The organism is Methanohalobium evestigatum Z-7303, assembly GCF_000196655.1.
GTDB classification, from domain to species: Archaea; Halobacteriota; Methanosarcinia; order Methanosarcinales; family Methanosarcinaceae; genus Methanohalobium; species Methanohalobium evestigatum.
Window position 1 is genome coordinate 661,931 of sequence record NC_014253.1, and the last position, 24,475, is coordinate 686,405.

24 protein-coding genes and 1 pseudogene are annotated in these 24,475 nt (G+C 36.5%); 7 read left to right on the forward strand and 18 right to left on the reverse strand.

Annotated elements, in window-relative coordinates; genetic code table 11:
- Positions 1 to 143: 143 nt before the first annotated feature.
- From METEV_RS03420 to hxlA, 4 genes are all read right to left on the reverse strand, one after another.
- Positions 144 to 647 (reverse strand): type 1 glutamine amidotransferase domain-containing protein, encoded by a 504-nt coding sequence (locus tag METEV_RS03420; RefSeq protein ID WP_013194164.1) that lies wholly within the window; start codon positions 645 to 647, stop codon positions 144 to 146.
- Between the two features lie 123 nt (positions 648 to 770).
- Positions 771 to 911 carry a hypothetical protein gene (locus METEV_RS12285; RefSeq protein ID WP_013194165.1) on the reverse strand — a complete coding sequence of 47 codons (141 nt, stop codon included), beginning with the start codon at positions 909 to 911 and terminating at the stop codon, positions 771 to 773.
- A 58-nt stretch (positions 912 to 969) separates the two neighbouring features.
- Positions 970 to 1,737 (reverse strand): A24 family peptidase C-terminal domain-containing protein, encoded by a 768-nt coding sequence (locus METEV_RS03425; protein ID WP_013194166.1) that lies wholly within the window; start codon positions 1,735 to 1,737, stop codon positions 970 to 972.
- Between the two features lies 1 nt (position 1,738).
- A complete protein-coding gene (hxlA, locus tag METEV_RS03430) occupies positions 1,739 to 3,064 on the reverse strand; it encodes a 3-hexulose-6-phosphate synthase (protein ID WP_332258477.1) in 1,326 nt (441 codons plus the stop codon).
- A 441-nt stretch (positions 3,065 to 3,505) separates the two neighbouring features.
- Between hxlA and METEV_RS03435 the strand changes: the two genes are divergently transcribed.
- The 5 genes from METEV_RS03435 to METEV_RS03455 all read left to right on the forward strand — a co-directional run bounded on the left by METEV_RS03435 (position 3,506) and on the right by METEV_RS03455 (position 10,231).
- A complete protein-coding gene (locus METEV_RS03435; RefSeq protein WP_013194168.1) occupies positions 3,506 to 3,958 on the forward strand; it encodes a TIGR00725 family protein in 453 nt (150 codons plus the stop codon).
- 117 nt (positions 3,959 to 4,075) lie between these two features.
- Positions 4,076 to 6,304: a DNA topoisomerase I gene (locus METEV_RS03440; protein ID WP_013194169.1), complete on the forward strand. Its 2,229-nt coding sequence runs from the start codon at positions 4,076 to 4,078 to the stop codon at positions 6,302 to 6,304.
- Between the two features lie 18 nt (positions 6,305 to 6,322).
- A complete protein-coding gene (locus METEV_RS03445; protein WP_013194170.1) occupies positions 6,323 to 7,561 on the forward strand; it encodes an MBL fold metallo-hydrolase in 1,239 nt (412 codons plus the stop codon).
- A gap of 17 nt (positions 7,562 to 7,578) precedes the next feature.
- The gene (locus METEV_RS03450) at positions 7,579 to 7,770 is read left to right on the forward strand and encodes a hypothetical protein (protein ID WP_013194171.1); all 192 of its coding nucleotides are present in this window, start codon (positions 7,579 to 7,581) and stop codon (positions 7,768 to 7,770) included.
- 562 nt (positions 7,771 to 8,332) lie between these two features.
- Positions 8,333 to 10,231, forward strand: a complete 1,899-nt coding sequence (locus tag METEV_RS03455) for a S8 family peptidase (RefSeq protein ID WP_013194172.1) — start codon at positions 8,333 to 8,335, stop codon at positions 10,229 to 10,231.
- Between the two features lie 11 nt (positions 10,232 to 10,242).
- On the opposite strand, the gene mobA is transcribed toward METEV_RS03455, so the two are convergent.
- Positions 10,243 to 10,866: a molybdenum cofactor guanylyltransferase gene (gene mobA / locus METEV_RS03460; RefSeq protein ID WP_013194173.1), complete on the reverse strand. Its 624-nt coding sequence runs from the start codon at positions 10,864 to 10,866 to the stop codon at positions 10,243 to 10,245.
- An 81-nt stretch (positions 10,867 to 10,947) separates the two neighbouring features.
- On the opposite strand from mobA, the gene METEV_RS03465 reads away from it, so the two are divergent.
- Positions 10,948 to 11,499, forward strand: a complete 552-nt coding sequence (locus METEV_RS03465; RefSeq protein ID WP_013194174.1) for a ferredoxin domain-containing protein — start codon at positions 10,948 to 10,950, stop codon at positions 11,497 to 11,499.
- A gap of 32 nt (positions 11,500 to 11,531) precedes the next feature.
- On the opposite strand, the gene METEV_RS03470 is transcribed toward METEV_RS03465, so the two are convergent.
- The 4 genes from METEV_RS03470 to METEV_RS12290 all read right to left on the reverse strand — a co-directional run bounded on the left by METEV_RS03470 (position 11,532) and on the right by METEV_RS12290 (position 16,652).
- Entirely contained in the window at positions 11,532 to 12,782 is a 1,251-nt protein-coding gene (locus METEV_RS03470; RefSeq protein ID WP_013194175.1) for an RNA-guided endonuclease InsQ/TnpB family protein, read from the reverse strand.
- A 203-nt stretch (positions 12,783 to 12,985) separates the two neighbouring features.
- Positions 12,986 to 13,639 (reverse strand): DDE-type integrase/transposase/recombinase, encoded by a 654-nt coding sequence (locus METEV_RS03475; RefSeq protein ID WP_013194176.1) that lies wholly within the window; start codon positions 13,637 to 13,639, stop codon positions 12,986 to 12,988.
- Between the two features lie 82 nt (positions 13,640 to 13,721).
- Complete coding sequence (locus tag METEV_RS03480) at positions 13,722 to 15,719, reverse strand: DUF460 domain-containing protein (RefSeq protein ID WP_013194177.1); 1,998 nt, start codon at positions 15,717 to 15,719, stop codon at positions 13,722 to 13,724.
- Positions 15,720 to 15,764: 45 nt separating this feature from the next.
- Positions 15,765 to 16,652 (reverse strand): serine/threonine-protein kinase RIO2, encoded by an 888-nt coding sequence (locus METEV_RS12290; protein WP_013194178.1) that lies wholly within the window; start codon positions 16,650 to 16,652, stop codon positions 15,765 to 15,767.
- Positions 16,653 to 16,785: 133 nt separating this feature from the next.
- Between METEV_RS12290 and METEV_RS03490 the strand changes: the two genes are divergently transcribed.
- On the forward strand, positions 16,786 to 16,971 hold the full coding sequence (locus tag METEV_RS03490) for a PLDc N-terminal domain-containing protein (RefSeq protein WP_049890927.1): 186 nt from the start codon (positions 16,786 to 16,788) through the stop codon (positions 16,969 to 16,971).
- 45 nt (positions 16,972 to 17,016) lie between these two features.
- Here the strand turns inward: METEV_RS03490 and METEV_RS03495 are convergent.
- From METEV_RS03495 to METEV_RS03535, 9 genes and pseudogenes are all read right to left on the reverse strand, one after another.
- Positions 17,017 to 18,260, reverse strand: a pseudogene (locus tag METEV_RS03495) (RNA-guided endonuclease InsQ/TnpB family protein).
- Between the two features lie 113 nt (positions 18,261 to 18,373).
- Positions 18,374 to 18,769 carry a DUF2111 domain-containing protein gene (locus METEV_RS03500; protein WP_013194179.1) on the reverse strand — a complete coding sequence of 132 codons (396 nt, stop codon included), beginning with the start codon at positions 18,767 to 18,769 and terminating at the stop codon, positions 18,374 to 18,376.
- A gap of 59 nt (positions 18,770 to 18,828) precedes the next feature.
- Complete coding sequence (trxB, locus tag METEV_RS03505; protein WP_013194180.1) at positions 18,829 to 19,737, reverse strand: thioredoxin-disulfide reductase; 909 nt, start codon at positions 19,735 to 19,737, stop codon at positions 18,829 to 18,831.
- 11 nt (positions 19,738 to 19,748) lie between these two features.
- Positions 19,749 to 19,991, reverse strand: coding sequence for a glutaredoxin family protein (locus tag METEV_RS03510; protein ID WP_013194181.1), 243 nt, complete (start codon positions 19,989 to 19,991; stop codon positions 19,749 to 19,751).
- Positions 19,992 to 20,061: 70 nt separating this feature from the next.
- On the reverse strand, positions 20,062 to 20,769 hold the full coding sequence (locus METEV_RS03515) for a GNAT family N-acetyltransferase (RefSeq protein ID WP_013194182.1): 708 nt from the start codon (positions 20,767 to 20,769) through the stop codon (positions 20,062 to 20,064).
- Between the two features lie 10 nt (positions 20,770 to 20,779).
- Positions 20,780 to 22,267, reverse strand: coding sequence for a coiled-coil domain-containing protein (locus METEV_RS03520; RefSeq protein WP_049890929.1), 1,488 nt, complete (start codon positions 22,265 to 22,267; stop codon positions 20,780 to 20,782).
- A gap of 6 nt (positions 22,268 to 22,273) precedes the next feature.
- Complete coding sequence (locus METEV_RS03525; RefSeq protein WP_013194184.1) at positions 22,274 to 23,044, reverse strand: roadblock/LC7 domain-containing protein; 771 nt, start codon at positions 23,042 to 23,044, stop codon at positions 22,274 to 22,276.
- Between the two features lie 18 nt (positions 23,045 to 23,062).
- The gene (locus METEV_RS03530) at positions 23,063 to 24,139 is read right to left on the reverse strand and encodes an RAD55 family ATPase (RefSeq protein WP_013194185.1); all 1,077 of its coding nucleotides are present in this window, start codon (positions 24,137 to 24,139) and stop codon (positions 23,063 to 23,065) included.
- A 17-nt stretch (positions 24,140 to 24,156) separates the two neighbouring features.
- Positions 24,157 to 24,474: an LSm family protein gene (locus METEV_RS03535; RefSeq protein ID WP_013194186.1), complete on the reverse strand. Its 318-nt coding sequence runs from the start codon at positions 24,472 to 24,474 to the stop codon at positions 24,157 to 24,159.
- Position 24,475 lies beyond the last annotated feature (1 nt).

Here is a 24,475-nt window from a genome sequence, read left to right on the forward strand (position 1 = left end):
GTAAGATATTCAAGGTATAAGTAATTGTCCCCTTTCGTTATAAAACATGATAGAAGTAGGTCATTTTTAAACCAGTGATTAATGTATCTCAATTAATACAGATAAGAAATTAAAAAATAAAAATTAACTTGAGCAGATGTCCATTATTTACTAATCATTTTTACAATTTCCCGACCAAACGCATAAAGGTCATTGGGATTTCTTGATGTTATAAGATTTCCATCAACAACCACTTCTTTATCTTCATAATTTGCACCGGATACTTTCAGGTCATCCCTTACCCCGATGTAGCATGTAGCTTTACGTCCTTTAACCACTCCCGCAGATATCAGAATCTGTGCTCCATGACAGATTGATGCCACAGGTTTATTTTTATCAAAGAAATGTTTTGTAATCTTAATCGCTTTTTCATCAAGACGAACTTTTTCCGGTGCTTTACCACCCGATATAACAAGCATATCAAAGTCATCTGGATTTATTTCATCAAAAGTCAGGTCGACATCTGCAGGATAGCCATGTTTGCCTGTTATGGTTCCCTTTTCCATCGATGCTATTTTAACATCAACTCCTTCTTCTTTAAGGCGATTGAGTGGATAGAATAACTCGAGGTCTTCAAAACCATCTGCACTTATTATTAACGCTTTCAAAACACAAACCCCCCTGTAACCTTACAGTAGTTGGTTATTTGTGATTTGTTATATATTTAACTATTGAAATAGAAAAATAGGAAACGGTATAATACCAGACACCAAATTAAAAAAACAAATTAATTATTCACATGTATCAAGCAGATGTCGTCTGTAATTACCACGTTCATCGCCGACATGAATAGGTTCTACATATACTTCTTTTCTTTTTTTCTTACCCTGTGTTTCTTTATTTTCATTCTGTGACTGCTCTTCATCTGACATGTTCTAATAACACCCCTATAAATAATATGTACTGGTCAGCATTAAAGATTACCCTGAATTAAATGAACGGTACTATATAATTTGAAGTTAGATAAAATATCAGGTCCCCGTAGACTACTGTTGTTAAAAAACCGACCGTAATAGGTATCATAAACGGCAACCCCGGTGTTACCCAGATACGTTTGCTGATTAAATTTTTATCAGCATAATTTCTCAGTTCTTCTATTGTTTCAGAATCAATCTTTTTTCCGCTTCTTGAAAAACCTGCCCTGATACCCTCATTAGTCTCTTCATATTCTTCCAGCAATCTGATGTGGTCCGGAATTGATTCATATACTGATGTTTTGTATCCCAAAAACATATACCACGGTTTATTAAAAACTTCACTTAAGGGCTCTTTTATAAGATTATAGATAAACAATCCTACTGGAACTATTATTGTAAGGATTACTGCATTTGCAAAAACACTAAACGCAAACAGATTTATTGGAGGTACAGGGTTTAATGGTAGTGTATAACCAAACATATCAATTTCAGGAAATGCCGGTATTATAATAGATATGATAATCATTAATTTTGCGTCTGCACCACCAAATGCATTAAAAGAAAAAAGGACGTACACAAAACCAAAAATAAAAACAAATGATATTAACAGGTGTACAAGATGTGCGAACCCATAGTTTATAAGGTCGTATATTACAAATATCATACCGGGAACAAGCATAAAAGACCAGAGTTTATTGGGTACTCTGCGTGTTTTAAGGTCTGAATAACACGAATAAAGAAGGAAAGGCAGGAAAAAAAAGATTTTCAACAAACCTATCATATTACTGCTTCTCCCATTTGTTGAGTTGTGCTATATCTGATAATGTTCTGCCCCGCTTCACTTCATCATATAAACGCTGTTCTCCCTTTTCTATTTCTTTTGATCGGCGGGCGATTTCATAGGCGCGTTCTTTTGGGACTACCACCACACCATTATTATCTCCGACTATATAATCACCGGGTCTTACATTTTGACTTCCACATGTGATTTCAGAATTAATTTCACCAAAACCTTTGGGGTCACCTGCATTTGGTACTGTATTACCCGCAAAAATCGGTAAACCTATATTTGTTATATCATCCACATCTCTTACTGCTCCATCAACAACGACACCTGCAATACCTTTATTCAGACAACTAAATGTCGCAAGACCGCCCCAGCAAGCTATATCCTTACTACTATTGTATATTACAATCACATCACCGGGTTTTGCAATATCTATTGCCTGAACCGGTTTTGCCCAGTCACCTTCAAACGTCTGTACAGTTACCGCCTTCCCAACCATTTTTGTATCCTGTACAAGAGGTATTATTTTTCGCATCGCTCCCTTTCGATGCATGGCATCAGATATGTTAGGAGTAGAGGTGCTTGTAAGGAGTTCATAGATTTCATCATCAAGCGATTGTTTTGAAACCTGAAATTTTGAAGGGGAATCAACACTACTGCGTATCGTTTTTGCCGCTCTGGAAACATTGTCAGAACGGGTTATGTTTCCGCCCACTATAACAATGTCAGCCCCTGTGTTCACAATTTCTGAAGATCTTTGCTCATCAATTCCTCCAGCAACTGCAACCGGTACGTTTACAGCATCAACTACGTCTTTAAGAAGGTATATCGGGTCGTATCCCTGCATCTGCTGGTCGATACCGACATGGACATTTATATAATCGATACCCATCTTTTCCAGCTGAATTGCTCTTTCTACCGGGTCGTTTACCGACATTAAATCAGCCATCAGTTTAACTCCATATTGGTGTGCAGACCGTACGGAATCATCTATTGTCGAATTATCAGAACCCCCGAGAATCATCACTATATCTGCACCTGATTTTGCCGCCATTTCAACCTCTATTGAACCGGTGTCTATTGTTTTCATATCTGCAAGAACTGTATAACCGGGAAACTCTTTTCTGATTCTACGGATTGCAGACATACCTTCACTTTTGATAAGAGGGGTTCCTACTTCTATCCAGTCCACACCGCCTTCTAATGCTTCCTTTGCTATCTGTACTGCACGGTCGATTTCCAGTAAATCAAGGGCAACCTGAACAATCGTTTTGATAAAATCACCTGTGTGGCTTATAATTATTATTTTTGTGTAATAAATTAAAAAGGGACAACAATTTCAATTTACACTGCTGGGATACTTTTCTCATTCCTGAAAACCCTGATTTTTTGAAATGGTGTAGATTTAGGTACAGAGTTTAGTGAACTTGTACACATAAAGTTATGCTTTAAATAATAAATTGTAGATTACTTAATTAATTGTTTTGGTTCTGTTTATATGGATTTTGTTCAACTATTATAAATCGTTCAAACTTAACTAACATTACAGAGAAAGAAAGATATGAACTATTTTTACTTATTATCATATCCACTACATCTGGCAGACCCTTGGGAAAGTCTGCAAGTGTACATTTTAATCCATTCCAACCATAACGATTAAACGGGTAAAAATTCAGCTGAAAATTTCATTTAATAGAGAAAATACCTAAAATTTTTATCGCTATATGTAATTTTAAATTAAATAGATAAGGAGATAAAAATTATGAACAGGGCACAGATTGGAGTTATAGGTGCTGGTGATTGTGATGCAAGAATCCTTGCACTTGCTGAAAATGTAGGGAAATGTATAGCAAGAAGAAATGGGATATTAATATGCGGTGCACTGGGCGGAGTTATGGAAGCTGCGTCCAAAGGTGCAAAAGAGGAAAACGGTACAACGCTGGGAATTCTTCCCGGTAAAAAACGAGATGAAGCAAACCCCTACATAGATATTGCAGTTGTAAGTGATCTGGGAGAAGCAAGGAATGCTCTTATTGCAAGGTCATCTGATGTATTAATAGCTGTTTCCGGAGGATACGGAACCCTTTCTGAAATTGCCATGTCGCTTAAAATGGGAAAAAAGGTAGTTGTACTGGAAAGCCAGTGGGATATTAAAGGAACTTACAGAGCAGACAATCCTGAAGAAGCTGTGGATATAGCATTTGGATTTTTATAATTAATCTAATTATTTTGGTTAGGCAAAACTTAAATAGAATCAATTAAAGCTACAACTAATAAATAGAACATAGAAAATTATTATACACATAACAAAAAATTTAACTCGGGATTGTCGATGCATCTCATAATAGCAGAGAAACATATTGCAGCAAAGCGAATAGCAGCAATCCTTGCACCAAAGAAACCCAAAAAAGTACGTGTAAGTGGGGTTGACACATACGAATATGAAGACAATGAAGATGATAAAATTGTCATGGGGTTGAGTGGGCATATTGTTGAGCTTGATTTTCCAAAAGAATATAACAACTGGCAAAAGGTAAATGCAGAAGATTTGATTGATGCAGAACTTATTACAAAACCTACACAGGTAAAAATTGTTGCAGCACTGAAAAAATTGGGGAAAAAAGCCAGCAAGGTCACAATCGCAACTGACTATGATGGTGAAGGAGAGCTTATAGGTGTCGAAGCACTGGATATAATAAAAAAAGTAAATCAGGATATTCAGTTCGACCGGGTAAAGTACAGTGCTATCACCGAAAAGGAAATCAAAAACGCATTTTCAAATCCGGTTAATGTTGATTTTAACCTTGCAGATGCCGGTCATTCAAGACAGGTTATAGACCTTGTATGGGGTGCTTCACTTACACGTTATATATCACTCTCTGCAGGGCGACTTGGAAAAATGTTCTTGTCTGTAGGAAGAGTTCAGTCCCCCACCCTTGCTCTTATTGTGGATAGGGAAAAAGAAAGAGAAGCATTTGTACCTGACCCATACTGGGAGGTTTATGCCACCCTTGCAAATTCAAATGGAGAGGAGTTTGTAACCCAGCACAAAACCCAGAGGTTCTGGGATAAAAATCAGGTCAATTCGGTAGTAGACAAACTTAAAGACTGCAAGACTGCGGAAGTTACCTCTGTTGAGAAGTCAACAAAACAGGATAAACCTCCATCACCATTTAATACAACCGAATTCATCAGCGCTGCAAACTCTGTCGGATTCACAGCATCAAATGCAATGAGAATCGCAGAAACACTATATACAAACGGGTATATATCCTACCCAAGAACTGATAATACCGTTTATCCCGATTCACTTGATTTGCGCAATTTAATAGCAATGTTCAAATCCGGTCAATTCAAACAGTATGCACAGTATCTACTGAATAAGTCCAACCTTGTACCAACACGCGGGAAAAAGGAAACCCAAGACCATCCACCAATTTACCCTACATCCGCCGCCAAAAAATCAGAACTTAATGAAGATGAGTGGAAAATCTACGAGATGGTTGTAAGAAGGTTTTTTGCAACATTTGCCGATCCTGCAAAATGGGAGACAATGAAAGTCAAGTTTGATATTGGTAGTGAAGAATTCAGAGCAAAAGGTGCCCGCCTTATAAGTCCGGGATGGAGATGGTTTTATCCCTATAACTCTCCAGAAGACAAAATATTGCCACCATTAAAAAAAGGAGAAGTTTTGACTGTCAAAAGCTCAAAGGTGGCTGACAAAGAGACACAACCTCCCGGAAGGTATGGACAGGGACGTCTTGTCAGAATAATGGAAGAACTTGGTCTTGGAACAAAAGCTACAAGACATGAAATTATCAGCAAATTGTTTTCAAGAGCCTATGTGCATAGCAATCCTCTCCAGCCCACAAAAACTGCTTTTGCTGTTATAGATGCTCTTGAAAATTATGCTCCCACAATAACCAAACATGAAATGACAAGTAAACTGGAAGAAGACATGGAAAAAATATCAGAAGGAAAAATCAAAGAAGATGAGGTATTAAAAGAATCAAGGGATATGTTAAAATCCATGTTTTCAGAACTTGAAAGTAACAGAGATAATATAACCCAATCACTAAGAAATGGACTCAGAGAAGACAAAGTTATAGGTACCTGCCCTGAATGCGAATCCAGATTGATGGTCAGGCGCTCTAAAAGAGGTTCACGTTTTATAGGCTGTGATGGTTATCCGGATTGTACATTCTCACTACCACTTCCAAAAAGTGGTCAGATTATTGTAACGGATAAAGTATGTGAAGACCACGGAATCAATCACATAAGGGTCAACATACCGGGAAAACGTCCCTGGAACCTTGGTTGCCCGCATTGTAATTTTATAGAGTGGCAAAAAGAACAGGAAAACAACAAAAACAAACAAAAAGATACGACTCCAAAATCCATAACAGAAATTAACGGCATAGGCAAAGTGACTGCTGAGAAACTGGAAAATGCAGGGGTATCCAGTGTAGAAGAACTGGCAAATGCTGATGCAGTAGAATTATCAAAACAGACCAACCTTTCTGTCAAAAAAATCAAAAACTGGCAGGAATATGTAGCCTAAATTAAAGAGGGTTAAAAATTGAAACTGGATTTTAGAGGCGGATGTAGAGAAGTGGGACGTTCTTCAGTCTATCTTAATGATGAGATCTTAATCGATTACGGAATGAAACCGGGTGAAATTGCACAGTATCCTCTAAACAACCTGCATCCAAAATCGGTGCTTGTCACACATGGACATCTGGACCATTGTGGAGCTCTTACGAATCTGATACATGATAATTCAGAAATTTTTATGACACCTCCCACTGCAGATTTTACAGAAATGCTTGCAGAGGATACTTTAAAAATCGCGGAAAATGAAAACATACCGCCAGCCTATAACTTGGAAGATTTAAAATATTTCATGAACAGAACAAATAAAGTGGACACTGGGATGGAATTTTCAACAAACGGATATAAAGTCCATTTCTACGATGCAGGTCATATTCCCGGTTCTTCATCTGTTTATATTGAAACAAAAGAAGGTGAAAGCATATGTTATACAGGAGATGTCAACACTATAGATACAAGGCTTTTATACGGTGCTGATGTATTCCCGGACGCAGATACTCTTATAATCGAAAGCACATATTTTGGAGAAGATCACACACCTCGAAAAAAACTGGAATCAGAATTTATAGAATCCCTTAAAAGTACAATTGATATAGGCGGCAGTGTTATAATTCCTGCATTTGCAATCGGTAGAACCCATGAAATACTTATGATGCTGGATTCATACGGTATTAATGCCCATGTCGATGGTATGGGTCTTGATGCATACAGTATCATGAAAAAGTATCCAGACTACATAAAAAATATCAAACATCTCAAAAAAGCATTCCGTGATGCTTCTGTCGTTAAAGGCAAAAAACGTGAAAAACTGCCAAGAGACTCCTCTGTTATTGTCACAACTGCGGGGATGTTAAACGGTGGACCTGTGTTACAATATCTTGATAAAGTTTACAAGGACCCAAAATCAAAAATAATGCTTACAGGATATCAGGTCGAAGGTACAAACGGCAGGTCCGCGATAGAGAACGGTTTCATTGAAAACAAAGGAATCAGACAGAAATTACAGACAGAAATTGAACAATATGATTTTTCAGCCCATTGTGGTGACAGAGAACTTAAACAACTGGTTAAAGATTTCTGTGACAGAGGAACTGAAAGAGTTATAACAATGCATGGTGACAATTCTGAAGGTTTTGCCAGATGGATTGTGGATAAAATCGGGGTAGAAGCCTATGCCCCATCCAATGGTGACATTTATAAATTCTGATATTTTGAGGTTTTCAAATGATTACAAAACAAAAATCACAGATTCTTGGTTTTATAACATTTTTAATCGTATATTTTGCAGGAGTCAATCTCTGGCTGATTTCTACTGGTTCTACCAGTTCTTTTATTTATGTCCCAGGAACCCTTATCATAGGACTGGCTGGATACTGGATAGGTGGTTATGTATATACAGAATTTTTAAATAAATAACCAACTAAATCCAGTTAACAGTGTCCATGTTAAATACCACATTCAATACTTTGTAAAAATATATTTAAATATTAGATACAAAACTGGTTATGTGTAAATTGATGATATAATATTAAATTAATAATATAATATTGTTTTAGGGCACTTATATAAAGTATTAACTAAATCAAGATTATATCGGGTAGAGGAAGGTTATTAAAAAATAGCCCAGTGCTAAAATTAAAAAACGGTAGTTGGATGGCCCCCACTCCTCAACCCGCGGATTAGCCCCCGCTTGAATCCGCTGGCTGGATGAACCGCTCCTCTACCCGTTTATTTGGATATTGTGAACCTATTGTTCACTATACCAATCCTTACTATAAGAATATAAATATATATAATAAACGTTGCTTAATTTTCCTCCACGTTAAATATTACAAAGGCTTTAAAATTTTCAATGGCTATTTGATCACTTAACTACCTTAATTAACATTGCTCAGCAATCCAGTTCAGTAATTAATTTTCCAAAGGACTATTTCTACAAAACAACAATATTAACCCTATACGGGGGATATCAGTTGAAATGGTCAAAGCTAAACACTGTATACTTTCTTTTACGATGTTACTATTGATTTTGTTATCTACAAGCTTTACATCAGGAACATATGAATCCAAAAACAGCAACCTTGATTACACCAATGAGGATTTCTTTCTAAAAGAAAAACAAATATCCTACCTTGAAAATAAAAAAGAAAACACTACCTGCATAGAAGAAAAATGCAGCACTCCGCTTGTTAGTTTATTGGAGAGAAAAAACAATTCCAGCAACAATTATGTCTGTGTCTATATTTATTTTAAACAATCTGTAGATATTAAAACTATTGAATCCCATATAACTAACGTTACCAACAGAGATGAAAAAAACAACCTTATTGTTGGCTGGGTAAATCTGGACCATATGAGAAAACTGGCATCTATGGATACAGTATGTGCTATCAGGAAAGTAATACCTCCTGAAGTTAAAACTGGTTCTATAACAACCAGAGGAGACAATATACATAACACAGACAGAGTCAGGGAAATGTATAACCAGTACGGTTCTGGCATAAAAATAGGAGTTATATCCGACAGTGTTGATGGGCTGAATGAATCCAAAAATTCAAAAAATTTGCCGGATGATGTTGTTGTATTGAGCGAATCCAGTGGAAGAGGAGAAGGAACCGCAATACTTGAAATTATCCATGATATGGTTCCTGAAGCAGAATTATATTTTCATGGTGCAGGGAACAATATTCTGGATTTTAATTCTGCTGTTGACACTTTGGTAAACTCTGGTTGTAGGATTATAGTGGATGATATTGGCTGGAAAAGAGAACCTTATTTTGAACACGGTGTAGTTGCATCTCATGTAGCAAATGTTGTAGAAAACAATGAGATATTATATGTTACTGCTGCTGGCAACGATGGTAAAAAACATTACCAGGGGATGTATCAAGGGAATGCTTTCAATTTTCATAATAAATCCCTTAAAATGAAAATACTTCCAAATGAGAGCATTGACATTGTATTACAATGGAACGACAGGTTCGGGTCTTCTTCAAACGATTATGATTTATATCTATTTAAAACTGATAACAGGGATATTCTTGACAGAAGTATTGACACACAGAATGGAAATGATGACCCTCTTGAATATATCAATTATACAAATCCTACCGAATCAGAAATTGAAGCTGAAATTAGTATAAGAAATTACAATGCTGAAGCCAGTAAAAGAATTCTGGAATTATTCATATACACAGATGATAAAAAACCCAGATCTCATTCCCGAATCTTACCGAACAACATTGTTACCAGTGATTCTATTTACGGGCATCCTGCAATAAGGGATGTTGTTACTGTAGGAGCTATCAGTATAGATTCGGATATTGAACCTTTTTCATCCCAAGGTCCTGTGACCCATTATCATCCAGATTATGAGATGATATCCAAACCCGATGTTGTGGGTGTAAACGGTATTAATGTTTCAGGCGCAGGAGGTTTTTCCAAAAAATTTTATGGCACAAGTGCATCCGCACCCCATGTTGCCGCTGTTGCAGCACTATTATGGAGCAGTTTTCCATCGATGAAAGCTCAAGATATCCGCGAAGCTATATACTACTCAGCAGTGGATATGGGTGCAGAAAATTATGATTACACATATGGATATGGTCGTGTTGATGCTCTTAAAGCCTACAACTATCTCATATCAATAAATAATTCGTCCGTTCAGAAAAAAACATATGATAATGATACTGAATACAAAACATTTGAAAAACAGGAAACATCCAACAAATCATCAATGAAATCACCCGCAGATACACAATCCGGACAATCAGAAAGTCAGAATCATTCACCTGAAGAAGTTGAAACTCCAGGATTTGAAGCTATTTATTTAACTGCCAGTTTGTTGATAGCCATATATTATGCGAAAAAATGTTAAAATAAATTACTTCAAGTTTTTCGCTTTATCATATTTTCAAGGTCGTTTATTGTGTTGATGTTTAAAAATGTTTCAAGTTCTGTATCCAGTTTTTTGATTTTTTCAATATTCAAATATACAATATCATCCAGATGATACACTGGTGCAAGTACAAACCTGTCATTGCGTTTGATGGTTTTTTCTATTTCAAAAACCAGTGGATATACCCGATATACCGCATGAAGAGGCTCAAGATTCCCGTCATCCCATTGTGGTAGTGCTGCATCATGACCCTCTGCATATTCAAACAGCAAATCCACTACGTCTGTATTGATTAAAGGCATATCACAGGCAGCTACAAATACGTATTCACTTCTTGCCACCTTGAAACCTTCCAGTATACCAGCAAGCGGACCCACGCCTTTATACTTGTCGGTAACAATAGTACGATTCCCTACATACTGTTTAAGTTTTTGTTTCTGTATTTCATCTCTTACAGAAATTATCACATCATCAACCGAATTCTCAAGGGTATCTATAATATGCTCTATAAGAGTATATTTACCAAAAGGAATCAAAGCCTTTTCCGCATATTCAAGTCTGCTTCCTTCACCACCTGCAAGTATTAACCCTGAACGCATCATTGAACCGACCATACACATACATTATATACATTTTTTCTGTTAGAAACATTAAAAAACAAAAACCTTTAAAACAGCAAATATCAATGATAAAACATGAAATTAGAGCCAGAATCTGAAAGCATAGATGTATTCGCCAGAGAAATTTTAACAGCAGCAAGAACAGCTCCGAAAGCAAAAGGTCAGGACGACATAGTAACCGCTGTACTTGATAATACAGATGTTGAAAAACTTGCTCTATCTATGGAAGAGATTGCAGATACAAGAGATGAAAAATTCAGCTTCTTTAAAAGAGACGCACAAAATGTTAGAGATTCAGATGCTATTGTACTTATCGGGTTGAAATCCTCGAGAGGTCTCGACCTTGACTGTGGAGCCTGTGGATTCAGCACATGTGCAGAGATGCTGCAGTATTTAAAAGAAGGTACCAATGGTAATGATTTTGAAGGTCCGAGATGTTCCATAAAATATGTCGACCTCGGGATTGCTGTAGGTGCTGCCACAGCCAAAGCCAAAGATTTGTGTATAGACAACAGGATTATGTATACTATTGGTTCAGCTGCGAAAAATTCTGGTTTAATCGATGCCGATATGGTATATGGAATACCCCTGAGCATTAAAGGAAGAAGCATATTCTTTGACAGATAGTGAACTACCACTTGGCTAAAGACCAAGTGGCTTCAGAAGGAGTTTACTCCGAAGAACCTTATCCTTCTTGGATGGTTCACACATCCACTATCGGTTATCTCTATGAGAGAATCACCGACTACTTTTCTTAATATGTTCAATGCTCCATTGACATCGGCGTTTAGTAATTTACCAGTAGAAGACTGGAACAATCCTCTTTTTACTCTTTTACCCATGTATTTTTGGTGTTTTTCAATGGGTTCTAATGCAAGAGCATCGGTTTTACTGGTATATGCCTCATCAACTTCTATATGCTTGATACCGTAGTACTCACATTTAGACCGAAGTTTCTGTTTGAATTTGCCAAAGGGTATAGTTTGAAAGGTCTGGTTATTCTTTTTACCCATATTGGAGTTCTGTTTTATGTCTTTCAGTTCTCCGATTATGATGTTGCCGATGTTATTATCTATACAATGTTTTATGATATAATTAACACTCTGATTCATGAAATCGTTGAGTTTGTTCTTCCTTTTCTCGAACAACCAGTTCAGTTTTTGACCTGATTTTATACCCTGTTTATCATATACAGACTGCAACCCACTTTTGACTTTGTTCCACCAACGGTTATATGATTTCAAACCCCTGCCTTCTATGATGAAGGCAGTCCCATTGGTATCTACACTGGTTGCAAAATTGTTTACTCCTAAATCAATAGATAGATGTTTATTGTAGTCTAAATCGACTTTTTCACCATTACCATTATCTCTGTAAACATACTCTATCTCAAACCATTGTCCGTTGTACTTCGGGATTATCCGTATTTCTTTTATATGTTTACCGATTATGTTTTCAGGTAACTTGAAGTACAGGTATCTCACACCATAGTTTTTATAGAAATTTTTACCCATAGATAACCTGATGTCGTTACCATCGATTTTGAACATATCTTTTGGGAATATACATACAAATTTAGAGTCTTTGGGTAGGTATTCAGGCATCTTTACAGGTCGGTTGTAGTTACCTCTTTTTCTCTCGCCCAGAACCCTGAAAAACGATTTCATGTTTCTGTCTACCACTTTCATGGTCTGCTGTGCGACCTGTGAAGGCAGCATTTTGTAATTCTCATTATCTTTTACCAAGTGGTAAGCGGATTCGTGATTAATGTACTTTCCATTTTCAAAATAGTATTGTCTTGTAGTGTACAGAGTAAAATTGTACAGGTTTTTAGACAATTTAGTAATCCTTTTCAGGACTTCATACTTCTGTTTATCCGCTTTAACATGGTTTTTCTGGGTGAGATACATTTTACTATATATTTTGTAAATATTTTATTTAAACGTTACGTTATGTATTAGACGGTATTTATCCCCGTGTTTCATTTTGAAGAAATGAAACTCGCATTAAATCTGCGGTTTGATGCGATGCTGAAGACATCGGGGTTTTCTACCTTCTGTTACTGGTACTGTTCAGTTAATGCATATTTCCCATTGATAAGGCGTATATAGATTTAGGGATTGATGTTTTCTGATATAATTATGATACGCGATGTACATATCGATCCAATTATTGATATGCTGAACGAACCCTCTTTATGTGGGAAGTATTTATCGAACACCTTGATTCTTCTTTTAAACTCTTTGTACCATCTTTCGATATAATTCCTGAAATCACCGGATATTACAACCCTCTTGACACCGAGTCTTTCCAGAGCTTTGTACCATGGTCCACCATCCACAACTACCATCTGGGGCAGTTGTGCGTACATTTTTTTCAAATCCTTAAAGAAAGACTTTGTAGTCAGGTAGTTCCTTGTGGGATAGATTCTGGCATACACTATCTTTTTAGAATCGGGGTTTATAGCCGCATATAGGAACCAGTACTCACTGCCAAGCTGTACTTTAGTTTCATCCACTACAATGGTGTCTGGTAATTCACCATCATAAGGCTGTAGACACCATCCGAACTTCTGTACCCAGTAATGTACTCCTCTGTAGCTTATCGGTTCAGCCAGATACGATAGTAGTTCTGACGTTTTCCTCAAACTTAATCCCTGCTGGTACAGAAGTATGGATAATGCTATGGCTTTTACATCTCTTCTTTTCCTTTCCACAAAAGATTTAATATCTACCGGTATCAAATCTAATAATGTTTCTAAGTTCATTTTCATCCCCTCATAAATAAGGGGATGAATCCCCTATTTATTTCTTAACTGAACAGTGCCTCTGTTACTATAAAAAAGGAGTTTATATTAAACCTCTGCGACGTTCGCTCCTGTATTCATTAACAAGGTTTACAAACTCTTTTTCTTTTTCTTCCATGTATTTTTCTTTAGCAAATTCATTCCATCTGGAAATTGCGGATTCAAGTTCTTCTGGGTCAACTATTGCAAAATCATCAGCTCTTTGGATGGATACTTCTTTTAAAATCGGGATGTTGTTTTCAAAAAATGCCTCAAATGCCGCATGAGACAGGTCATCAGATACTATAACCGCTTTAATACCGGCATTAATCAACATTGATGCTGTTGATGCTCCCCCACCACTTGCATCTTCCAGATAAACAATATCTCCCGGTTTAAGTCCATATAGTTGTTTTGTTTTTGATATATCATCTTTTGTAAATGAATTTACAATTTTAACAGGTATACCTTCCCCTTTAATCTCCATCTTGCGTATTTGTTTGAGTTTGTTAATCTGTGATTTTAATTTTTTAAGGGATTTATTCTTATTTTTGAGTTCGGATTTAAGCTTTGATATTTTATTATCACGAATCTTTATCTCTTTTTCTTTCTTTATCTCTTTATTCCTTTCACTCATCAGATTATCAATTTTAAACTCAAGACTAGAGATCTTTTTATCCTTCTTCTTTTTATCCTTTTTTAGCTGGTCGATATAGTCCTGCATATGTTTAATTTGTGATTTCTGGCGGTTGATAGTTTCAACCAGTTTCTGGTAATCATCAGGTTTTTCCTCCTCAACATACTGTTTTTTAACCAGTTCCCTTTTAGATTCTTCCTCTTTTTTGGGTGTTTTAACCTTTTCGATAGCATCCTCTATCGTGTCACCGTGCATAACATATAATTTTACATGGTCTTTATCAACATCATACGGTGACCTTTTCTCGACTTTGGAAAACACATTTTTGTAATTCCTGTAACTATAAAGAGCTGCTGCAAGTGCATCACGTTCATGGTCATTGGAATACCCATAGGGTTTAGATAATGTGATTTTCTCTTCTGATGAGAGCCTTGTGTCAGGTCTACCTTCTATCGCCTTGAAACTGCGGCGTATTTTTTCTACAGAATTAGGAGTGGGTATTACATCTGTTGCTATGATGACAGGTTTACCATATTCTGATACCAGTTTTACAACCTCATCATGAGATATACCCCGAAAACTTTTCAGATATAAAAGTTCTGCATCCAGTGACAGAACCGCTATACCTACAGTTGTTCCCGGATCAATCCCAACGATGGTGTATTTCCTTTTCTGTTCATCATGCTTATCCAAGGGTATATACTTTATTTTATCCCGCTCAACACCTTTTACCTTCACCTGCACATCTCCCCCAACACCTGAACGCACAGGTACTTCATCACGTCTTGCATAAACTGTAAACTCACACCTTACATATCCACCATAACCTTTTGTTATTTTGGAATCATAGGTATACCCTTCTTCGTTGGAGAAATTTTTTAATGTGGTATCTATATCTCTGCATTTTTCTTTAACCGCACCGTGAACTTTTCTATGATAGCGATTTTGACTCCATCCACCCCTCCCAAGTGACCTTGCACGGCTTACTTTTATTTTAGTAATATTTTCAAAAAGGGATACTTCAGACCCCACACCCATTGCTGCAAGACGTGCACAGACCTCTGCTTCATCATTAGGGTTGAACTGATTAAGTTTTAGATTATTTTCGTTGGCAAGTCTGACAAGAGATTTAGGATGTATACCACCGGTAACCTGCACAAGCCTAACTTTTTTTGGCAGGCGTTCAAGGAATTGTATAAGATTTTTTTTATTTTCTGCAAGTTCAAAAACATTGTCAAGAGCTATGATATCAGGACGGTCTTTGTGAACCATCCTCAGGATTTTATGTCTATGAACCATCGTATAATGGGTGATTTCACCATCTTTTAGCACAGCAACAGAATATTTTGGTACTTCTTTCGATTTAGGAGAACCTTTCGCTATATCAATACCGTATATTGTTACTGCATCAATATTATTTTCCATAATAACTATTTTTTTATTTTTCTGTGATGTATAAATTTATATCAATTACCCATTTTTGATATATTCTATAATATTATATAGGTCTCTATTAACCTTATATTTTCGGTTGAAATAAGTCAACACATTGGAGACATCCCTTTTTAAAAGTTCAGCAGCATGAGGGTGTTCTGGAGTTATATATTGAGGCCAGTCGATTATCTCTACTCCTTCTGGATGAACAAATATATTGTACTCACTCAAATCTGCATGTATAATTCCCAATGAATAGGAATTTTTTATCTGCTGTATTATTTCATTAAAAAACCAGTCAGGTTCAAGAAGTTTGGTCTTTGTAAGTTCACTGCCTTTTGCAAAATGCATTACAACAGCATTTCTATTCTGGTCGACCGGTTCAGGTACTGATACATCAGGATACAGGTTTGTTAACACTTCATATTCCCGTCTTGCAGAAAGACGAGACGCATAAACCCATGAATAATGTTCTCTGTCAACCAGATGGTCACGTATCCTTTTAACACTTTTGAAACTACTTATTCCTTCCCTATGGAATTTGATAACCACACTGATCGGTTCTTCTATCGCAAGTTCAGGTTCTTTTATCCCTTCATGAACAACCGATTCTTTACCATATCCAATTTCATCCCCTATTGCACTTATAGAACCTCTTTTAACCAGAGCATTGAGTGCAAGTGTATCATAACCGTTAAAATATATGTGATATCCTTCATAGGGAGTCCTTGTACCTATCACAACATCCTCTTTAACAAGATTATCCAGCCTGTAAAAAAGTTCATCGGATGGAATTTTTGTGTACTTGACAATTTCTTCTAAGGGCACCCATTTATAGTGTTTCATCCCTACTTCAATACCTGTCAGTATTCGTATGTCTTTGTTATCCAGGTTTTTGAAAAATTTCATTACATCATATATCATCAAATTCAAGTGGTATTCATCATTAAAGATACTTTTCGGTGATGGTAACCCGATTCAATATTCTGATAGGATTATTTTAAATAATATGATGGACAATCTTTTTTGTAATATGGGGGTTAAGTGGTGATAATATATGGTTGATATATTTGCTACTATCTGGAGTATAATAGTTTTAGCATCAATTGTCTGGGTGATATATGACGTTTTAACCCAAAACAAGTCATTGAGCAGTATTATGAAAGTTTTCTGGATTATAATAGTTCTGGTACTGGGAATAATAGGCGCTATCCTGTATTATTTCTTGGGGAAAAAGAAGTGAACTACCGCTGAGTTAAAGACTCAGAGGCTTCAGAAGAAGTTTGCTTTACCGACATGTGTTGCCGAAAAACCTTATTCTTCCTGGGGAGTTCACGTTCCCACTATCGATTATCCCTGAGAGGGAATCACCGGTTACCTTTCTCAAGATGTTCAATGCACCGTTGATATCGGCATTAATCAGTCTACATGTTGACGACTGGAAGATTCCTCGTTTCAATCTCTTACCAAGATATTTTTTATGTTTTCTGATAGGTTCAAGTGCCAGTGCATCAACCTTGCTGGTATAAGCCTCATCTACTTCGTGATACTTAATACCATGGTATTCACATTTTGAAGCTAATTTCTGTTTAAATCTAGCAAACGATATCGTCTGGAAGTTCTGGGTGTTTTCTTTGCCGATATTCTGCTCCTGTTTTATCTCTTTCATCTCTCCAATCACAATATTACCAATCCGATTTTCCAGACAGTGTTTAACAATGTGATTAACACACTGGTTCATGAAATCATTTATCTTCCAGAATCTTTTCCTTGAGAACTGGTTCATCTTCAAGCCATCATCAACATTCTGTTTATCGTAGACTGACTGCAACCTGCTCTTCTCCTTATTCCATCAGCGGTTGTAAGATTTGATACCCCTACTGTCCAGTATGAAGGCAGTCCCACTGGTCGTTACGCAGGTTGCAAAATTGTCTACTCCAAGGTCTATCGATAGATGGCTATTGTAATCCAGTTCAGCAATCTCTCCGTCTTCATGATAGACAAATTCTATCTCGAACATCTCCCCTTGTATTACGGTACAATCCTGACCTGATTGATGTATTGACCTATTATGTTGTTAGGTATCTTGAAATACAGGTACTTGGTTCCATAAGTTCTGTAATAATCTAAACCCAAAGATAATCTGATTTTATCGTCGATAACCTTCAGTTGATCTTTCTTGAATGTACAGATGAAGTTGCCGTCTTTATCCAGATATTTTGGTAGGGAAACCGGCTTTTCATAATCTCTTTTCTTCTTTTTATCCAGAAGTTTGAAGAACGATTTCATACTCCTATCTACAGTTTCTATAGTATTCTGAGCAGCCTGTGAAGGCAGAAGCTTGTAGTTATCGTTCTCTTTAACCATGTGATAAGCTGATTCGCGCTTCAGATATTTTCCATTAGCAAAGAAATACTGCCTAATAGTGTACAATGTATAATTGTACAGGTTCTTGGACAGTCTGGTCAATCTCTTCAAGGTCTCATAAGTTTGCTTATCTGCACGGAGATGGTTCTTCTGGGTCAGATACATGTATTATTATACAATCGTTTATCAAAATATTTAAAAATTTGCTACTGTTTATTTATGCATACCTTAATGCTGAATAAATCATGTTTTATATATATTTATAAAGTTTATTCAGATTATTCATCAAGTCGGTTTTTTGCCTCTTCAACTTCATCAATAATACCTGGATATGTACTGAAAAGGGACAATATATCAAGCGCTGCAACAAGGTCAACAATACCAAGTGCAGCCACAAGATTTCCGTCACTTGAATGCAGTGGTGTTACTACAACTGGTCTGCCTTTATACACACCTTCCTGAGGGACGTCCCTTATTGTTTTATCTGTTTTAATTACCTGTTCCAGTATAGGACCTGTATAATCTCTATCTACTACTTCCCCTCTTTCCATGCGTATTCCGTTTTTGTTTTTACTGCGGATGGTTATAGGAATTCCTATCAACGTATGCATAGCTACAGCCAGTGATTCAAGGTCGTCTGGACTGGAATTTTCAGTGATTTTTATGTCACCCATTTTACCTACCTTATATAAATAAATGATTTAAAACAATAATAGATTTTCGCTTAAAATCATCATCCTTTGTTCCTGATGTATTCATAAGCTTTTGCAGCTGCGATCGCACCATCACTTGCAGCAGTAATAACCTGCCATAAAGGACTTTTTCGACAGTCTCCCGCAGCATAAATACCCTCAACAGAGGTTTCCATGAATTCATTGGTAATGATAAATCCAGATTCATCTTTTTCTACATCTATAAGATCTGTGTTGGGGTCAATTCCCACGTATATAAAAACACCATCGATTGATATTTCACTTAATTCATTAGTGTTTAAATCTCTAAGCAATGCTGATTCAACAAAATTGTTGCCTTTTACTTCCTCAAGAACTGTGTCCCATAAAAACTCTATATTGTCTCTTGAACGTGCCCTGTCTTCCAGAACCTTTGAGGCTCTTAATTCATCTCTTCTGTGTACCTGATAAACCTTGTTTGCTACATTGGATAAAATCAACGCATCCGATATCGCAGTATTACCCCCGCCTACAACAATCACATCACGTTCCTTATAAAACGGGGCATCGCATGTTGCACAGTAGGATACTCCTCTGCCATAATAAGTGTCTTCTCCGGGTATTCCCAGTTTGCGGGGTTTTGCTCCTGTTGCAATAATTACTGCTTTTGCCTCAATATCTACATTTTCATCAGTGGATAATACTATTTTATCGTCTTCGGGTCTAACACCGGTAACACCCTTATTTTCAATCGGAACACCTATGCTTTCAGCATGTGCTTTAAAGGTGTTCATCAATTCCATTCCGTTAATAGATGAAAATCCCGGATAATTTTCTACCTCCTGTGAGGATGATATCTGCCCTCCAATTGCCGTTCTTTCCAGCAAATAAGTATCAAGACCGTATCTGACAGCATAAATTCCGGCTGCAATCCCTGCAGGACCCCCTCCGATAATAATCAAATCATTCATAAAACAACACCTCAAGTAATCGCTTTAATTGCTTTATCTTTATCAGGCACTCCAATAAAAGCAACTTCACCATCTACAATTGTTGCAGGAACCCCGCGTATTCCATGCTCGGATATTACATCCTGTCCCTCTTCAGAATCCACATCAAGTTCTTTATATTCAAAATCATATTTCGAGTGCAGGTCTTCCCAGAGTTTAATTGCTGAAGGACAGACGTGACACCATTTCGCATAAAGCAATGTTACTTTAACCACACAAATCACTCCTTAAGAATCCAAAAATATTATCTGATTAAGGCTATATCAAATTAATTGTTTTTTGCTTTTAAGTATTATCTGCTTTCTTTATGTCAGAAAGAAGATGATTCATTCTTGCAAGATTATTTTTATCCAGTAAACTGCCATATTCATCAAGCAGTTTTTTTAATTCGTCCAGACTATCACTATTTACCGGCTTACCTCTGGACAACCTGAATTGAAGATCTTCATATAGCTTAATCAGTTCTGGAAATACTATCCTTGGATACGTTTTTGCCACTTCCCCAAATAAATTCACAGCTTTAGGAGAAGGTAGAACGAGATATTTATCAAAATCTTTTTCAAAACCGGAAAGATGGTTTGCTCTTATAAACCCAAGTTTTTTGAAAAAATTCTGTGCTCTTTCGTTATCAGGTTTAGTTACTATACATGAACCCAGAAGATATTGCAATGCAGCTGACAGAAGCGTTTTTCCAATGCCTTTCTGCCTATATGATGAATTGATTTCAATACTTCTTAATAAACAACACTGATTAGTATATTCAAATCTTGTAAAGCCAACCAAAACATTTGGAATTGAAAACGCTACCACAATAATATGGCCTGAATCAATCGATGATTTCAAGAAGAAACGGTAGGGTGTAGCAAATCTGTTGCGAAAATAATTAAATCCATTGACATCCACATTTATTTTAAGTTTATCAATACTATTACTGGATTCGGGAACTGCATATACTACATTACCCGTCCTGTATAAAATTTTGAAACCGTCCATAAAAGATACGTTATGTATTTATAAAATAGCGTTTGTATCTACCCTTCTTCTGAGAATATATATGGGATTGGTTTTCCAGTTTATCAAGAATTTCAGACAAATTTTTAGATATTGTATTGCCGTCGGAATCCGACTGTTTTTCCAACTGTTTAAAGGTAGCTGTTTCCATATTTTTAAGCGTTTCAAAAACAGTTAAATCATCGTTGTCTAATTCACCATCAGTATTATTGATATCTGGTTGTATGGATGTATCCTGAATATTTGATATCTGGGTTTTTATGGACGAGAGTTCATCCTCAATTTTTGTTAATTTGTCATCATCAACTTTATTCTCAAGCACGGATTGTATATTTTCAAGTGATTCCAGTATTTCTTGTTTAAACGATGTTAAATCATTGTTCATATTCTGGATTTTTTCATCCATTTCCATGAGATCATTTCTTTCTGCTTTTGCATCCAATCTGCTTTCCAAATCCGTTTCATAAGTTTCCGTATCATTATCTGGTGAATTTTGAATATCTGCAAGTCTTTTATTCAATGTTTTGATAGCACGGGTATGCAGATTTATAGCATTGGTCATTTCTTCAATCTGGTTATTGATTGCGGATATGTTTTCAGAGTTGTTATCAATACTTTCTGATTGTTTATTTTGTATTTCGTTTATAGATTCCAGGTCTCTGGAAAGGTTTGATGTTTTATCTTTGAGATCTATCAGTGAATCATTCAACTCGTTTAATTTTGTTTCATGAATTGTTACCTTATCAACTGCATATTCAAGGCTACCGGTCTCCACAAAAGACCTGAAATCCCGACCTTCATAACTTGGGACATACACAGATAGTTTATTGTAAAGTTCAACATACGTTCCATGTATCTGCTTTCTTGATACCAGTTTTGATTCAACAGCCTCTGAGAGTTTTTTTACCATAAACCTGTTGTTTTCAAACCTGAAAAAATCCACACCCGGGCTTGATTCCCTGACTTCTCCTATCGCAGAATTTACTATATTGGATACTTCATGTTTCCCGTAGACATCAAGCATAGCAGACAGTAGGTCATTTAATGTTTTTGCGTAGGTAATCTCAAGTACATCTGGAGGGATTTTTCCTGGATCCACTCCTTTTTTGTTTAATGCATCTTCTTCTTTGGCAATCCTTTTAAGACGTTTTGAAAAACTGTTAAAACTATAGTTTAATTGATTGAAATCATCATAATTAGTTTTAGTTTTAACATCATCTTTTAATTGTGATATCGTTTGGCTGTTAGAGTCTGTACGTTCATCAACATATTGTTGCAGATTTTCAAGTCTGGATTTCAGGTCTGATATTTCATTTTCCAGTTCTTTTTTGTCAGACCTGTCCATATACTCGGTAACATTCTTTTGGGATTGTGTTTCAGGGTTACCTGATGAGTCCACATTTTTTGTTTCATTATATGCAGATGACCTGGCAGGAACCAGTTTTATATCATTTCCAGTATCCAAAGTTTCACCATCCAATAAAGGTTATAAAACAAATGCCTCCAGTTTACGTTTTATATCAGGTAGCCATTCATTTTTACACATATCTGCAACATAATCCCCATGAAGGGGACGTATCTGGTCTTCTATCACCATTTCTACAAGCAGTATCCACTCATTTTCAGTCATCCATTTGGGAGATGATGCAATTTCATTAAACGCCATAGTAAGAACCTGGTCTACTTCCCCCCGACCCATCACACTGCTTATCTTGGATTTGATATCATCAAGGATCTCCATATTCTTCTTATATTCAGAAGATTGTGTATACATCTCATCAAATACCCGTTTTGACAGGGCTCGTAGTTCATTTGCAACATCTTCTGAATACTGGGACAATTGATCAGATGTCATCGGTCTCTGCTCAAATATATGAAGCATTACTTCCCTTGTTGTATCGATTATTTCCATATTTTCTGTAAGGTTTACCTTCTGGGTAAAAAGAGAAATTAAAAGCGCACCCCTCCCAACTGATGAAAATATAACAGTTCCAAACTGATATTCAACTATTGATTGTAAAAGACCGATTTCAAGTTGCTGGCTTATATGTCGGAGATTGTTGTTTATAACATTGGTAAATTCAAATATTCTTGAGCCTAAATCCTCGGGTATATAAGAAGCATAGATTTTTCCATCTACACCTGCAAAAAGTACTACATCCACATCACTTATCTGATACATCCTTTTAAGCTGGGATTCCAGTGCGAATTTTAAGAGGGATACGTCCTCAAGTTCTTCTTTTACCTTTTTTACCACATCTACCACACTCGATGATTATCCGGCTAATTCTTCCAGTTCACTAAGGTCTTCTATTTCAACAGTGTCGCCCTCTCCACCCTTATTTTCCTCATCTGATTTATCAAAGGATTCTGTTGTCTGCTGTGATGATTCGTTACTGGATTGTTCACTTTGACTGGAAGATGTGTTATCTTTATCAACATTTTCCGAACCTGATACATCATCTTTTTTGATTGCTTGTGTCAAACCATAGGTCTCAAACAGCATTTGGAGTGTTTCTTTGGGAGAGAATGAATATGACCAGTGTTTTTTCACATAACGTATTTTATCAAGAAACATCTCCGATGCACCAAGGTCAGAGGCAGTCTTAATAGCTTTATCAAACATGCCGTCGTATTTATTCGCGTCTTCTGGAGAGACTACAGGGGTTGTCTTTGCAACTACACCAATTCCGCGAACGAATATATAGGGGTACACTTCTTCTCCGTGCCTTGTTGCACGCATTTTGATGATTTCCAGTGAACGATTAAATGCTCCTCCTATAGGTCTGTAAGTTAAATGAACTGCACCGTCTGATAAATAAACAGGGATTAATACATCTTCACCTATAGTTTCCCCGGGTGCTGAATGTTCTTCAGTGGTTACAAGAACTGCTCCCAGTTGTTTGAGAGTATAAAAAAGCTTGGTTATAAGCTCACGTTGTTCCTTTTTATCACTGATAGACCAGATTAATGGTGTCAAAGGGTCGATAACAACTCTTGTCCTAACCGAATAATCTTTATTCGCCTCCACCAATGCAGGCAACTGTTCTTCTACCAGTTGTTTAAAATCTTCTCCTTTTGTATGGAAGAAGAACAGTTCTCTTTCATGGTATTTTTTCATATCAAAACCGAGTTTTTCGGCTTCTTCAAGAATCTGTTCAGGTGGTTCTTCCAGGCTTACATATAAAGCATTTTCACCATTTTCCAGACCATACATGATGTACTGCATTGCAAAAGTTGATTTACCTGTTCCACTTGATCCCACTACAAGCAGTGTTGTGTTGTCACGCAATCCTCCTTCTATTACCCTGTCAAGACCTGCAATCCCTGTGGGTATTCTGTCTTCATCCATATTTGTCACCAAAACTTTTAGCTTTCTGAATCAGATTCGTGAACAACTTCGCCTTTTTCAATCGAAAGAATAAGGTCTTCATCGTCATCAAAAGGATAAGCCTTCTCAATATAGATGGACTCGATGGATTCGCCCCTTATCATTACCAGATTACTAATGTGTTTCCAGCCGTTAACTGTCTTTTGTACTGCATCTTTTAATAATATATTAGTATAGCTGTAGTCCACTTTTTCACAATATCCCCTGTAATGTGCATTATCTGTTATTACACGGATATAATTACCTAAAAAATTTGTAAGTGATTCACAAAAATCATCAGATATATTTTGAGTCATA

What these genes read in the sequence shown, in the direction of transcription:
- METEV_RS12285 (WP_013194165.1), bottom strand. Translation starts at nt 911, where the DNA reads ATGTCAGATGAAGAGCAGTCACAGAATGAAAATAAAGAAACACAGGGT.
- METEV_RS03425 (WP_013194166.1), bottom strand. Translation starts at nt 1,737, where the DNA reads ATGATAGGTTTGTTGAAAATCTTTTTTTTCCTGCCTTTCCTTCTTTAT.
- METEV_RS03435 (WP_013194168.1), top strand. Translation starts at nt 3,506, where the DNA reads ATGAACAGGGCACAGATTGGAGTTATAGGTGCTGGTGATTGTGATGCA.
- METEV_RS03440 (WP_013194169.1), top strand. Translation starts at nt 4,076, where the DNA reads ATGCATCTCATAATAGCAGAGAAACATATTGCAGCAAAGCGAATAGCA.
- METEV_RS03450 (WP_013194171.1), top strand. Translation starts at nt 7,579, where the DNA reads ATGATTACAAAACAAAAATCACAGATTCTTGGTTTTATAACATTTTTA.
- METEV_RS03455 (WP_013194172.1), top strand. Translation starts at nt 8,333, where the DNA reads ATGGTCAAAGCTAAACACTGTATACTTTCTTTTACGATGTTACTATTG.
- mobA (WP_013194173.1), bottom strand. Translation starts at nt 10,866, where the DNA reads ATGGTCGGTTCAATGATGCGTTCAGGGTTAATACTTGCAGGTGGTGAA.
- METEV_RS03465 (WP_013194174.1), top strand. Translation starts at nt 10,948, where the DNA reads ATGAAATTAGAGCCAGAATCTGAAAGCATAGATGTATTCGCCAGAGAA.
- METEV_RS03470 (WP_013194175.1), bottom strand. Translation starts at nt 12,782, where the DNA reads ATGTATCTCACCCAGAAAAACCATGTTAAAGCGGATAAACAGAAGTAT.
- METEV_RS03475 (WP_013194176.1), bottom strand. Translation starts at nt 13,639, where the DNA reads ATGAACTTAGAAACATTATTAGATTTGATACCGGTAGATATTAAATCT.
- METEV_RS03480 (WP_013194177.1), bottom strand. Translation starts at nt 15,719, where the DNA reads ATGGAAAATAATATTGATGCAGTAACAATATACGGTATTGATATAGCG.
- METEV_RS12290 (WP_013194178.1), bottom strand. Translation starts at nt 16,652, where the DNA reads ATGATATATGATGTAATGAAATTTTTCAAAAACCTGGATAACAAAGAC.
- METEV_RS03490 (WP_049890927.1), top strand. Translation starts at nt 16,786, where the DNA reads ATGGTTGATATATTTGCTACTATCTGGAGTATAATAGTTTTAGCATCA.
- METEV_RS03500 (WP_013194179.1), bottom strand. Translation starts at nt 18,769, where the DNA reads ATGGGTGACATAAAAATCACTGAAAATTCCAGTCCAGACGACCTTGAA.
- trxB (WP_013194180.1), bottom strand. Translation starts at nt 19,737, where the DNA reads ATGAATGATTTGATTATTATCGGAGGGGGTCCTGCAGGGATTGCAGCC.
- METEV_RS03515 (WP_013194182.1), bottom strand. Translation starts at nt 20,769, where the DNA reads ATGGACGGTTTCAAAATTTTATACAGGACGGGTAATGTAGTATATGCA.
- METEV_RS03530 (WP_013194185.1), bottom strand. Translation starts at nt 24,139, where the DNA reads ATGGATGAAGACAGAATACCCACAGGGATTGCAGGTCTTGACAGGGTA.
- METEV_RS03535 (WP_013194186.1), bottom strand. Translation starts at nt 24,474, where the DNA reads ATGACTCAAAATATATCTGATGATTTTTGTGAATCACTTACAAATTTT.